General features: G+C 72.9%; 10 protein-coding genes. 4 read left to right on the top strand and 6 right to left on the bottom strand.

Features of this window, described 5'->3' with window-relative positions:
* Positions 1-6: 6 nt before the first annotated feature.
* The 4 genes from GLX25_RS06430 (at position 7) to rpsT (ending at position 3,034) form a co-directional block, all read left to right on the top strand.
* Positions 7-1,233: a sensor histidine kinase gene (locus GLX25_RS06430; RefSeq protein WP_155841464.1), complete on the top strand. Its 1,227-nt coding sequence runs from the start codon at positions 7-9 to the stop codon at positions 1,231-1,233.
* Positions 1,230-1,856, top strand: coding sequence for a response regulator (locus tag GLX25_RS06425; protein WP_155841463.1), 627 nt, complete (start codon positions 1,230-1,232; stop codon positions 1,854-1,856). Before GLX25_RS06430 ends, GLX25_RS06425 begins: the two co-directional genes overlap by 4 nt.
* 3 nt (positions 1,857-1,859) lie before the next feature.
* Complete coding sequence (locus GLX25_RS06420; protein WP_155841462.1) at positions 1,860-2,612, top strand: alpha/beta fold hydrolase; 753 nt, start codon at positions 1,860-1,862, stop codon at positions 2,610-2,612.
* 161 nt (positions 2,613-2,773) lie between these two features.
* Positions 2,774-3,034: a 30S ribosomal protein S20 gene (gene rpsT, locus GLX25_RS06415; protein WP_166548528.1), complete on the top strand. Its 261-nt coding sequence runs from the start codon at positions 2,774-2,776 to the stop codon at positions 3,032-3,034.
* 68 nt (positions 3,035-3,102) lie between these two features.
* On the opposite strand, the gene holA is transcribed toward rpsT, so the two are convergent.
* From holA to GLX25_RS06385, 6 genes are all read right to left on the bottom strand, one after another.
* Complete coding sequence (holA, locus tag GLX25_RS06410; protein ID WP_166548527.1) at positions 3,103-4,119, bottom strand: DNA polymerase III subunit delta; 1,017 nt, start codon at positions 4,117-4,119, stop codon at positions 3,103-3,105.
* A gap of 29 nt (positions 4,120-4,148) precedes the next feature.
* A complete protein-coding gene (locus GLX25_RS06405) occupies positions 4,149-6,560 on the bottom strand; it encodes a ComEC/Rec2 family competence protein (protein WP_155841460.1) in 2,412 nt (803 codons plus the stop codon).
* A complete protein-coding gene (locus GLX25_RS06400) occupies positions 6,561-7,280 on the bottom strand; it encodes a ComEA family DNA-binding protein (RefSeq protein ID WP_271192448.1) in 720 nt (239 codons plus the stop codon).
* A gap of 107 nt (positions 7,281-7,387) precedes the next feature.
* On the bottom strand, positions 7,388-9,961 hold the full coding sequence (leuS, locus tag GLX25_RS06395; RefSeq protein WP_271192449.1) for a leucine--tRNA ligase: 2,574 nt from the start codon (positions 9,959-9,961) through the stop codon (positions 7,388-7,390).
* A 126-nt stretch (positions 9,962-10,087) separates the two neighbouring features.
* The gene (gene pabB / locus GLX25_RS06390; RefSeq protein ID WP_155841459.1) at positions 10,088-11,521 is read right to left on the bottom strand and encodes an aminodeoxychorismate synthase component I; all 1,434 of its coding nucleotides are present in this window, start codon (positions 11,519-11,521) and stop codon (positions 10,088-10,090) included.
* 100 nt (positions 11,522-11,621) lie between these two features.
* Positions 11,622-13,163: a M20/M25/M40 family metallo-hydrolase gene (locus GLX25_RS06385; RefSeq protein WP_205719840.1), complete on the bottom strand. Its 1,542-nt coding sequence runs from the start codon at positions 13,161-13,163 to the stop codon at positions 11,622-11,624.
* Between the last annotated feature and the right edge of the window lie 50 nt (positions 13,164-13,213).

Raw genomic sequence — 13,213 nt, 5'->3', positions numbered from 1 at the left:
CGCACCATGACCGTGCTCGATGCCCCACTCGTCGGACGGGTCCGACCGTCCGCACTGCGACCCGTCTTCGTCTCGTTGCGGGTCGGCCTCCACGTCCTCGTGGTCGGCCTCACGATGTTCGTGCTGGCTCGGGCCGTGATCGCCGGCGGCGAGCAGCTCGTCGCCATCTCGATCCTCTCGATCGCCTTCATCGGCGCCTACCTCGTCGGCGTCGTCACGGCGCACTCGGTGGTCACGCCGTGGATGCGCGCGGCGTGGCTGGTGATGCTGCTCGGCCTGTGGCTCGGGCTCAGCGCGCTGACGCCCGACGCGGCGTTCCTCGCGTTCCCGCTCTTCTTCCTGGAGCTCCACGTCCTCCCCGCCCGCTGGGCGGTGCCCCTCGTCGGGGTGACCTTCCTCATCAGCGTGTGGAGCTCGACCTCGCAGCTCGGCTTCGAGGTCGGCAGCGTGCTCGGGCCGCTCATCTCCGCGGGAGTGGCGGTCATCATCGGGCTGGGCTACCGCGCCATGGCCGTCGAGACGCGCGAGCGCCAGTCGCTCATCCTCGACCTGCTCGCGACCCGCGAGGAACTCGCCGCGGCCAGCCGTGAGGCGGGCACGCTCGCCGAGCGCGAGCGCATCGCGCGCGAGATCCACGACACCGTGGCGCAGGGACTGTCGAGCATCCAGATGCTGCTGCACGCGGCCGAGCGCGACGTCGCCGACGACGGCACGCGCGACAAGCTCCGCCTCGCCCGCGAGACGGCGGCCGAGAACCTCCAGGAGACGCGGCGCTTCATCCGGGAGCTCACGCCGCCGGCGCTCGACGAGCAGACGCTGCCCGGCGCGTTGCGGCGCCTCGCGGACGCCACGAACGAGCAGGCCCGCCAGGCGGGCACCCGCACGCGCATCGCGTTCTCCCTGAGCGGCCACCCGGTGCCGCTGCCCATGTCGATCGAGGCGACCCTCCTCCGGCTCGCGCAGGGCTCGCTCTCGAACGTCGTCAAGCACGCCGACGCCGGGCGCGCCGAGCTCACGCTGAGCTACCTCGGCGACGAGGTCGCGCTCGACGTCGTCGACGACGGGGTCGGGTTCGATCCGTCCGCGCTGACGGGCGACGACGAGACGGCGCCGTCGTTCGGACTCCGCGCCATCCGCCGCCGCGCCGAGAGCCTCGGCGGCACCGTCGACGTCGAGTCCACCCCCGGCGGCGGCACGGCCCTCTCCGTGCGGATCCCGGTGGTCCCCGCATGATCGGGCTCCTGCTCAGCGACGACCACCCCGTCGTGCGCGCCGGCATGCGCGCGCTCCTCGAGGCCGAGGACGACCTCCACGTCGTGGCCGAGGCCGCGAGCGCCGAGGACGCGGTCCGGATCGCCGAGACGCCGGGCATCGACCTCGTGCTGATGGACCTGCAGTTCCCGGGCGCGCTCCAGGGCGTCGACGCGACCCGCCGGATCCGCTCGATGCCGAACGCCCCGCGCGTGCTGGTCCTCACCAACTACGACACGGATGCCGACATCCTCGGCGCGATCGAGGCCGGCGCGAGCGGGTACCTCCTGAAGGACGCCCCGCCCGGCGAGCTCGTCGCGGCGATCCGGGCCGCGGCGGCCGGCGAGTCCGCGCTCGCACCGACGGTCGCCTCGCGGCTCGACGAGTCGCAGCGCGCCGGCGACCAGCGCCTGACGGTGCGCGAGGCCGAGGTGCTCGCGCTCGTGGCCGCCGGGCGGACGAACCGGGAGATCGGCCAGTCGCTCTTCCTCAGTGAGGCGACGGTGAAGTCGCACCTCGTGCACATCTTCACCAAGCTCGGCGTCGGGTCGCGCACCGCCGCGGTCGCGCGGGCCCGCGAGCTCGGGGCGATCCGGGCGGGCTGACGGATGCCGCGCGCCCGCGTCGTCCTCGTCCACGGGATCCGGACCTCGGCGACGATGTGGCGCGGGCAGGTGCAGCGGCTCGGACGGCACGACCTCGAGGTCGTGCCCGTCGACCTCCCGGGCCACGGCGCCCGGCTCGGCGAGCCGTTCACGCTCGACGACGCGCTCGACACGATCGGCGAGGCACTGGGCGAATCCGTCCCCGGGGTGCCGCGGCTGCTCGTGGGCCTGAGCCTCGGCGGATACCTGTCGATCGAGTTCGCGGCGCGGCATCCGCAGGGCCTCGACGGGCTCGTCGCCGCGTCGTGCGGCACCCGGCCGCGCGGCGCGGGGCTGCACGGCTACCTGCGCCTCGCCGACGCGATCGGCCGGCTGCCCGACCGGGGCCGCGCGCTCAACGACCGGATGGCACGCCTCTTCCTCTCCGCCGCCGCGGTCGACGACATCGTGGCGGGCGGAGTCGCGCTCGACGTCATGCGTCCGGCGATCACCGCGGTGGGCGAACTCGATCTCGAGGCCTCGATCGCGGCCGTCGAGGTGCCGATCTGGTTCGTCAACGGGCGCTACGACCACTTCCGGTTCGAGGAGCGTCGGATGCTCCGCGCCGCCGCCGACGGCCGGCTCGTGCACATCGAGGGCGCCACCCACCTCGTGAGCCTCGCCCGACCCGAGGAGTTCACCGCAGCCGTGCTCGGCGCGGTGGCCGAACTCGAACTGCGTGCGCTGCGTCATGCGTCGGCCACCGGGACCGCGTGACGCGCGCTTCGACGCCGTTCCGCTTTGCCGCCGCCCGGGCGTTGCTGGTATCGTTGCCTGTTGGCTTGCGTGTGGGTCCCACCCCGCACGATGCGCCGCGACGGCCCCTCTACCGATTGCGGCAACTCCGGTACCCGCAGAACACACGAAAGACGAACCACGTGGCAAACATCAAGTCGCAGATCAAGCGCATCCGCACCAACCTGAAGGCGCAGGAGCGCAACAAGGCCGTGAAGAGCGAGCTCAAGACCGTCATCACCGCCACCCGCAAGGCCATCGCCGAGGGCGACAAGGAGAAGGCCACCGCCGCCCTCCGCGTCGCGAACCGCAAGCTCGACAAGGCCGCGAGCAAGGGCGTGATCCACAAGAACCAGGCCGCGAACCGCAAGTCGGCCATCGCGAAGCAGGTCGCCGCGCTCTGATCCGAGCGTCGTCCGAAGGCCCCCGCACCGTGAGGTGCGGGGGCCTTCGTCGTTCCGGGGCCGGCGGTTCAGGCGAGGGCGCGGCCGCGTGCGGCGATGATGCCGACCAGTCGTTCGAGGGCGAAGACCGGGTCGCGCTCGGCCCCCTTCACCGCCGCATCGGCCGCAGCGAGCGCCTGCACAGCGACGCCGAGGCCCTCGTCGCTCCATCCGCCGAGGTCGCGCCGCGCGCGGTCGACCTGCCACGGCGCGAGGCCGAGCGAGGAGGCGGACGCGCCGCGCGAACCCGCGACCTTCGCCATGGTGCGGATCTTCATGGCGAAGGCCGCGACGATCGGCACCGGGTCGGCGCCGGAGTCGAGCGCGTGCCGGAGGGCGATCAGCGCGTCGCCGTGACGGCCGGCGATCGCCGCGTCGGCGACCTCGAAGGCGCTGGTCTCGACGCGCCCGCCGTAGTACCGGCGCACAGTCGCCTCGTCGATGTCGCCGGAGGCGTCGGCGATGAGCTGCCGGCAGGCCGCCGCGAGTTCGCCGAGGTCGTCGCTGAATGCACCGACGAGGGCGCGGAGTGCGGCCGGGGCGATGCGCCGACCCGCGATCCGGAACTCGGCCGCGGCGAAGTCCTGCTTGTCGGCGTCGCGCTTGAGCTCGGCGCAGACGACCTCGATGCCGCCGCCCTCGCCCGCGCGGAGCGCGTCGAGCAGCTTCTTGCCGCGATTGCCGCCGCGATGGCGGAGCACCACGGTCGTGCCCTCGGCGGGAGCCGCGAGGTACTCGAGCGCGTCGAGCAGGAACTCGTCGCTCGACTTCTCGACGCCCGTGACCCGGATCAGCCGCGGCTCGCCGAAGAGCGATGGGCTCGCGAGCGTGAGCAGCGTGCCCCGCGTGTACCCGTCGGCCTCGAGGTCGCTGACCTCGAGCGACGGGTCCTCCGCCCGGAGCGTCTCGCGCAGCATCGTGAGCGCGCGCTCCGCGAGCACGTCCTCACCGCCGGAGACGAGGACGACCGGCGCCGGTCGAGCTTCGCTCCACCCCAGCTGCGGGATCGCGGTCTTCGACCTTGCTGTGACCGGACGTGCCGCCACGGCGCTCCCTTCCCTCGTGCCGGTCCAGTCTACGGAGCACCCGCGACACCGACGACGCGCTCGGACCACAGCTCGAAGCCACCGGGCATGGCCCGGAGCAGGGCGTCACCCGAGACATCGCTCCGCACCGGCACCGTCCGAGCGGATTCGAGCGCGTCGAGCACGGAGGCCGTCGGGTGCCCGTACCCGTTGTCGGCGCCGACGCCGATCAGCCCGACCGAGGCCGCGAGCTCGCCGTAGAGCTCGGCGCTCTGGTCGGCGCTGCCGTGGTGGGCGACCTTCACGAGATCGACACGGCCGAGCTCCGTCGAACGGCGCATCGCGTCCTGCGCCTCGCGGCCGAGGTCGCCGAGGAAGAGCGCTCGGTACTCGGGCGTGACGAGGTCGAGCACGACGCTCGCATCGTTCCCGGGCACGGCACCCGGTCGCGGCCAGAACACCCGCCACCGGGCGTCGCCCATCGTGCCGGTCGCTCCGGCGACGACCTCGGCGTGCGTCGCGCCGGCGTCGACGAGCGGCTCGAGCGCGCGGGCGGACCGCGCACCGTCGAGCGGTCCGTGCACCACCGTCGCGACCCTTCCCGCGAGCGCGGACGTTCCGGTCACGTGGTCGGCGTCCCAGTGGGTGAGCACGACGAGGTCGAGTCGATCGACGCCCGCGCTCGCGAGACAGTCCTGGAGCGCCTCCGCGTCCGGACCGGCGTCGACGAGCATCACGGCGTCCCCGCTGCGGACGAGGATGGCGTCGCCCTGCCCGACGTCGCACTGCCAGACATCCCAGTCGGCCGGGCGCGACGCGCTCGCGAGCAGCGGCGGCCCCGTGGCGAGTCCGACCGGCAGGGCGACGCTGAGACCGAGTGCCACGACGGACGCCCGTCGCACGGCTCGCCAGGTGCGGCTCACCGCTCGACGGGGCCCGCACGCGAGGACGAGTCCGGCGCCGATCGCGATCGTCGCGAGCACCGCGCCGACGGCATCGGGCGGCCAGGGCAGCCCGGCGAACGGCATGCCCTCGACCCCCCGCGCCAGCAGCGCGATCCACGTTGCGGGTACCCAGGCCACCTGGAGCGCCGCGAGACCCACGGACGGCAGCACGGGCAGCAGGAGGCAGCCGAGCAGTCCCGCCATGGTCGCGATCGGAGCGGCGGGCGCCGCCAGGAGGTTGGCCGGCACGCCGTAGACCGGGATCACCGGCTCGAGCAGGACGAGGACGGGCTGGCACGCCAGCTGCGCAGCGAGCGGAATCGCCACGACGGCGGCGATCGGCGGCGGCATCCATCGCCCGAGGGCCGTCGCGAGCGGCCGCGACAGCAGCACCAGGCCTCCCGTCGCGCACACGGAGAGCGCGAATCCGGCGTCGGCGGCGTACCACGGGTCGAGCGCGAGCAGCGCGACGACCGCGAGGCCGAGGGCGTGCATGCCGCCCGCCGCCCGAGCGGTCGCGCAGGCGGTGAGCACGACGATCGCCATCGCGGACGCCCGCACGACGCTGGCTTCCGGCGTCACGAGCGCGACGAACCCGCCGAGCGCGACGAGGGCCGCGACCACGCGCCCGGTCCGCGGGAGGCTGGCGAGCCCGGCGGCCCAGAACGCCGCCGCGGTGATGATCGCGCAGTTCGCGCCGGACACAGCAGTCAGGTGCGTGAGCGACGCGGTCGTCATGGCGGACTCCAGCTCGTCGGAGACTCGCGATGTGTCTCCGATCGCGAGGCCGGGCACGAGGGCGCCCCCGTCGCCGCCGAGCCCGGCGGACGCCTCGGCGAGTCCTTCGCGCAGCGGATGCGTCCACGCGAACCAGGGCGGCGCAGGTCCCGTTCCGACGATCTTCGAGGCGGACAGGCGGAAGGCCGCACGCGAGGACGACGGCAGTTCGGCGAGTCGGCCCTCGACGACGACGGCCGACCCGAAGCCCAGTCCGTCCACGTCGCCCGGCAACGCCAGGTCGACGCGGATCGGTGGAACCGCGGTCCGGGCCCCGTCGATGGTCAGGTCGACGAGCGTCGCGGCCGCGCGCAACCTCGGCTCCCCCGACCACGGCGTCGCACTCGCGCGACGGGGCGCGGCATCGAGCCGCACGCTCGCGCGGACCTCCGTGCGCGACGACGCCGCTTCTGCGACGACGCCGGGTGCGCGATGCTCGAGCGCGCTCCACGCAGCGGTCGCGACGAGGCCCGCGGCCGACGCGGCGAGCAGCACCGCGGCCGCGGCGCGGAGCACTGGCGCTGGTCCAGGTCCGCCATGGTCGACGCGGCGACGGCGATCGCCGCGCCGGCCGTGCCGGAGGGTCAGCACGGCCCCGAGGGCGACCGACGCGACGCACCACCCCACGAGCGGTGCCACCCAGCTCGGCACCCCGGCATCGGGCGCGCTCGTCGCCGACCACGCGGCCGCCCAGGCCGTGACCGCCGGCGCGACGAGCCTGAGGTCGTGCGCGCCGCGCACTCAGAGGCTCACGAGGTCGACCAGCCCGGAGTAGACGGCATCGCCGATGCCGGCCACCTCCGTCAGCTGCGAGACGTCGGTGAACGGCCCGTTCGCCTCCCGCCAGTCGATGATCCGTTGCGCGAGGGCCGGCCCGATCCTGGGCAGGGTGTCGAGCGCGGCGGCATCCGCCTGGTTGAGGCTGACCCGACCGCCGCTCGCCGCGGTGGCCTGCCCGCCCGTGACGGCCGTCGCAGGCGGCGGCACCTCCCCCTCGCGCGGGACGACGAGCTGCTCGCCGTCCACGAGCACCCGCGCGAGGTTCACCCCTGCGGGATCGGCCTCGTCCACGAGTCCCCCCGCCGCGCCGATCGCGTCCACGACGCGCGCGCCGGGCCGGAGTTCGACGATGCCCGGCTCTGCGACGGCACCCAGCACGTGCACGAGGATCGCCGGAGCCGCGATCGTCGCGCCGGTCGCGGTCGCGGTCGCGGTCGCGCCTCCGGCGGTCGCGCCACCGCCGGCCGTCCCGTCGCCGGTCGAGCCTGCGACGCCGTCGATGTCGGCCCGGACGATCTCGCCCTGCGCTCCCCCGCCGCCCGACGCGAACGACAGGATCGCCGACGCTGCGACCGCGGCGACGAACAGCACGACCGCGGCGCCGACGGCCACGCGCGCTCGCGGGCGGGCACGCGCGCCCGCGAGCGGGGCGAGCTGGTCCTGAGCGGGTTCGTCGGTCACGTCGCGACGCTACGTCGCGGCACGGCCCGGAACGGATGCTCGACGCCGCCGGGCGTGCGCCGCCCCGAGCGTCTCGATGTGGAGGACGACTCGGTGCGGCGACGACCCTAGCCGCGCGTGGCGATGTTGACGAGCTTCGGCGCGCGCACGATGACGTTGACGATCTCGCGGTCGCCGACCGAGCGGGTCACCGCGGACGAGGCCCGAGCGAGCGACTCGAGCTCGTCGGCGCCGATCTTCGGCGAGACCTCGAGACGGTCGCGCACCTTGCCGTCGACCTGCACGATCGCCGTGACCGACTCCTCGACGAGGAGCGCCGGGTCGGCCTTGCGCCACACGACGTTCGCGACCGTGGGCTCGTAACCGAGCCGCTCCCACATGTCCTCCGCCGTGTACGGCGCGAACAGGTCGAGGATCATCGCGGTGACCTCGGCGGCCTCGCGGACGGCCGCATCGCCGGCGCCGGGTCCGGAATCGATGGCCTTGCGCGTGGCGTTCACGAGCTCCATGAGGCGCGCCACGATGACGTTGAACTTGAACGATTCGGCCAGGCCCGGGGCATCCGCCAGCAGCCGGTGCGTGACGCGGCGCAGCGCAGGGTCGCCCGACTTCCACTCGACGTCGGGGCTCGAGGTGACCTCGCCCGAGATGCGCCAGGCGCGCGCGAGGAACTTCGCCGCACCCACGGGCGAGACGTCGGCCCAGTCGATGTCGTCCTCGGGCGGACCGGCGAAGGCCATCGTGACCCTCAGCGCATCGGCGCCATGCGCCGACAGCTCCGACGCGAACTCGACCAGGTTGTCCTTGGACTTCGACATCTTGGTGCCGTCCATGATGACCATGCCCTGGTTGAGCAGCGACGTGAACGGCTCGGTGAACCCGAGGTAGCCGAGGTCGAAGAGCACCTTCGTGACGAAGCGCGAGTAGAGCAGGTGCAGGATCGCGTGCTCGACGCCGCCGACGTACTGGTCGACCGGCATCCACTTCTCGGCCTCGGCCGGGTCGAACGCCTTCGCGTCGTCGTTCGGGTTCAGGTAGCGCAAGTAGTACCACGAACTGTCGACGAACGTGTCCATCGTGTCCGAGTCGCGGCGCGCCTCGCGACCGCAGTCCGGGCACGTCACGCGCGACCACTCCTCGGCGGCACCGAGCGGGCTCGCACCCTTGGGGCTGAGGTCGAGCCCCGCGGCATCCGGCAGTCGCACCGGCAGGTCGGCCTCGGGCACCGGCACCTCGCCGCAGTGCTCGCAGTGGATGATCGGGATCGGCGTGCCCCAGTACCGCTGGCGCGAGATCAGCCAGTCGCGCAGCCGGAAGTTCTTCGCGGCGCGGCCGACGCCGCGCTCCTCGAGGATCTCGATCGCGCGACGGATCGCGTTCGTCTTGCTCAGGCCGTTCAGGGGGCCGGAGTTCGTGAGACGGCCCTCGCCGGCGAGGGCGATGCCCGTCCCGGCGGGGTCGAGCGTGGGCAGGTCGTCCATCGGCAGCGGCACGCCGTGCTCGTCGACCGGGATGACGGGGATGACGCCGGTCACGGGCGCGTTCGTGTCGACCACGACGCGCACGGGCAGCTCGAACGCACGGGCGAAGTCGAGGTCGCGCTGGTCGTGCGCGGGCACGGCCATGATCGCGCCGTGGCCGTAGTCGGCGAGCACGTAGTCGGCCGCCCAGATCGGCAGGCGCTCGCCGTTCAGCGGGTTCGTCGCGTAGCGCTCGAGGAAGACGCCGGTCTTCGGGCGGTCGGTGGAGAGGCGGTCGATGTCGCTCTCGGCGCGCACCGAGCTGAGGTACTCGTCGAACCTGGCACGCACCTCGTCGGGCGCCCCCGCGGCCAGCTCCTCAGCCAGCGCCGAGTCGGGCGCGACGACCATGAAGGTCGCGCCGTACAGCGTGTCGGGGCGCGTCGTGAACACCGTGACGGGCTCGTCGCGCCCCTCGATCGCGAAGTCGACGTCGGCGCCCGACGAGCGGCCGATCCAGTTGCGCTGCATGGTCAGGACCTTGTTCGGCCACTTGCCCTCGAGCTGGTTCAGGTCGTCGAGCAGGCGGTCGGCGTAGTCGGTGACGCGGAAGTACCACTGCGTCAGCGCCTTCTTCGTCACGACGGCGCCGCAGCGCTCGCAGTGGCCGTCGACGACCTGCTCGTTCGCGAGCACGGTCTGGTCGACCGGGCACCAGTTGACCTGGCCGTCCTTGCGGTACGCGATGCCCTTCTCGTACAGCTTCAGGAACAGCCACTGGTTCCACTTGTAGTACTCGGGGTCGCTCGTGTGCAGCTCGCGAGTCCAGTCGAACGACGGCGCGTACTGCTTGAACGAGCGCTTCTGCTGCTCGATGTTCGCGTAGGTCCACGCCTTCGGGTCGGCGCCGCGCTTGATCGCCGCGTTCTCGGCGGGCAGGCCGAACGAGTCCCAGCCGATCGGGTGCAGCACGTCGAAGCCCTGGTGACGCCAGTAGCGTGCAGCGGCGTCGCCGAAGCCGAACGCCTCGGCGTGGCCCATGTGCAGGTCGCCCGACGGGTACGGGAACATGTCGAGGATGTACTTGCGGGGGCGCGTGTCCCCCGGCTGCGCCGCGCGGAACGGTTCGAGCTCCTCCCACACCGGACCCCACTTCGCCTGGATCGTCGCGAAGTCGTAGGTGCCTGCCTCGGCCTGGGGGGTGTCCTGCTCGTGTGCCACGTGACTCTCAATCGTGATGCGCGGGGGGTCGGGCGAGACGCCCGGATACGGGCGCGCGCGACGGGCGCCCGAGGGTCAAGCCTACTCAATGCCCGGAGGGGTGCGTCGGGCGTTCGCGCCGGGCGTTCACGCCGGCGAGGCCGACGGTTCCGGCCCGCCCGACCGGCCCGTCCAGGCGTCCGGCGCCTCGCCGCCGAGCGCCGCGATGAGCGCGCGCGCCTTGATGCGGGTCTCCTCGACCTCCTCGTCGGGGTCGGAGAGCGCCGTGATCCCGCCGCCCGTGCCGATGGACGCCCCGTCGGGCGTCAGCACGATCGAGCGGATCACCATCGCGAGGTCGGCGGTGCCGTCGACCCCGAGGCATCCGAACGCCCCCGAGTACACCCCGCGCGGACCCCGCTCGAGTCCGTGCAGGATCGTCATGGCCGACAGCTTCGGCGCGCCCGTCATCGAGCCGGCGGGGAACGCCGATCGCACGGCGTCGAGGGCGGTGAGCGGATGCCGCAGCCGCGCCGTCACCGTCGAGACGAGCTGGTGCACGTGCGGGTACTCCTCGACCTCGAGCAGGTGCGGCACGCGGACCGTGCCGAGCTCGGCGATGCGGCCGAGGTCGTTGCGCATGAGGTCGACGATCATGAGGTTCTCCGCGCGCTCCTTCTCGCTCGCGTGGAGCTCGGCGCGGAGCGCGGCATCCGTCGCCGGATCGGCCGACCGCGGCCGCGTGCCCTTCATGGGCTTCGTGGCCACCGTGCCGTCGGGCTCGACGAGCAGGAACTGCTCGGGCGAGGCGCTGAGGAGCGCCACGTCGTCGATGCGGACGAATCCGCCGTGGTGGCTCGGGCTCGAGGCGCGGAGCGCGAGGTACGCGGTCACCGGGTCGGGTCGCACGTCGACGTCGACGCGGTTGGTGAGGCACAGCTGGTACGCGTCGCCGCGGGTGATGGCCGCCTGGCACTCGGCGATCATGCGCCGGTACTCGTCGGGCGAGTGGCGCCATCGCGTCCGCGCCGGCACCGCGCTCGGCGGCGGCGGCGGTGTCGAGTCGTCGGCGGATGGCGCGGACGAACCGATCCCGTCGATCCGCAGCGTCGTACGCCGGACCCACTCGTCGGCCCCGGCCGCGCCGGCGGCGGCGTCCTCGATCCACTCGAGTCGCACGGTGCGCGCGGCGTGCTCGAAGACGATCACGCGATCCGCGAGGAAGAACGTGACCTCGGGGGTTCCCGAGTCCGCGGCAGGCACGCCGAGCGTGCGGGCGCCGAACTCGTACCCGAACCATCCGTGCCATCCGACGGCCGCTCGACCGGCCGCCACCCCGGCGTCGTCGAGACCGCCGACCCCGTCGGCCAGCGCCGCGTAGACGGCATCCGGCGAGGACGTGCCGCCCGCCCGCACGACGGGCGAGTCTGCGGCCGCGATCGCGATCACGCTCCGACCCTCGGTCGCGTCGTCGCCGCCGTCGAGCCACGCCACGCGAGGGGCATCCGCTGCGATGGCGAGGAACACCGACTGCGGGTCGCGCCACTCGGGCAGCGCCGTGCTGCGGATTCGTCGCGGCATCCCCTCAGCCTACGGCCGCGCCGCGCTCCCGCGGCGCGCGGCGACGGGCGGGTGCCGTCGGCACCCGCCCGTCGGGTCGTGCGATCAGCGGATCAGGGCGTCAACGGAGCGCCGAGTTGCCCTGGTACTGCCACTCGACGGTGCCCTTGCCCTTGCCCTTGCCGGTACCGGGAACCGCCGAGGTCGTCTCGGCGAAGGTCAGCGTCGAGTGCGCGATGGCATCCGACATGATGTCGAGAGCGTCGTCATCGATGTTGTCGATCGTGTCGCACGCGGCGTGATAGCACGGATCGAACGCGATCCCGGCCTGTCCGCCGTAGCGAGCCTCCTGCTCGGCCGACTTGATGCCCTCGGCACCCGTGAAGAGTCCCCCGGCGGGGATGCCCGCGTTGATGAAGCCGAAGTAGTCGCTGCGGCCGTCGAACGCGGTCGGGTCGGTGTACTCACCCTGCGAGCCGAAGAAGTCGGTGAAGACGTCCTCGATGACGGCCGACCCCGTCGGACCCGAGAGCCCGAACGCGTCGCCGTCACCGTCGTACACGAAGTACGCGGCATTCGGCGAGCCCACCATGTCGAAGTTGAGGTTCAGCGCGGTGTCCTTGATCTCGCGGCTGGTCAACTGGGAGACGTAGTAGCTCGAGCCGATCAGGCCGTCCTCCTCACCGCTCCAGAACGCGAAGCGCACGCGGTTCTCGGGGTCGATTCCGAGCTCGGACATCTGCAGCGCGGTCTCGAGGATCGCCGCGGTCCCGGACCCGTTGTCGTTGATGCCGGGACCCTCGGCGACGGAGTCGAGGTGGCCGCCGACGACGACGGTACGGTCGGTGCGACCCGACGGCGTGTCGGCGAGCAGGTTCTCGGTCTCGACCGTCACGACCTCGGCCTCGAGGTTGAGTCGCATCTCGAGACCCGTGGAGTTCGCGATCCCGACCCACTCGGCGCCGAGCGCGTAGGGTGCGCTGACCACCGGGATGGTGCGCACCGGCTCGCCGAGCGTCCCGCCGAACAGGCCGAGACGATCGTCGCCGGGCACGACATTGCCCTGGTTGAACACGATGACGCCGGAGGCATTCGCGGCCACGGCATTGTCCGCCTTCACGCCGAACGCGCAGGTGCCGCGCTGGATCAGCGCGATCGCCCCGGCCGGGAATCCGGTGAAGTCCGACGCCTCGCACCCGCTGCTCGAGGCGTGGTCGCCCGTCAGGTTCACGTCGACCGGCACGACGTCCGCGGTCACGTCACCCTCGCCGGAGAAGTCCATGGGGAAGAAGTCGAGGCCGAGCACGTAGTCGACGGCGTTCGGAGCGACCTGCTGCAGGGCCGAGTCGCCGAAGTCGGTACGTTCGTAGCTGAACGGCTGCCGCCACGTGTCGTACCCCGCTGCGTCGAGGATGCCCTCGACGTAGTCGACGGATGCGTCGTGGCCGGACGTCCCCGCTGCGCGGTTGTCGTCGTTCGCGTCGGCGATCGCCTGGAACGCCTCGAGGTGCTCCATGACGCCCTCGACCGTGACGGCGTCGCGGAGAGCGGTCGTGTTCGTCGCCACCGCGGCCTGCGCGGTCCCGGCGATCGCGAGCGATCCGCAGACGGCAGCCGTCACCGCGACGGCTCCGACACGGGCTCTGGTCTTCGTTCTGTTCACCGTTGCTCCTTCGTGGAGGGATGGGTCGGAAGCCGGTTCCACCCGGCGCA

The organism is Agromyces luteolus (assembly GCF_009729855.1).
GTDB classification, from domain to species: Bacteria; Actinomycetota; Actinomycetes; order Actinomycetales; family Microbacteriaceae; genus Agromyces; species Agromyces luteolus.
The sequence above is the reverse complement of the archived record's forward strand: the minus strand, read 5'-3'. Positions and strand labels throughout refer to the sequence as shown.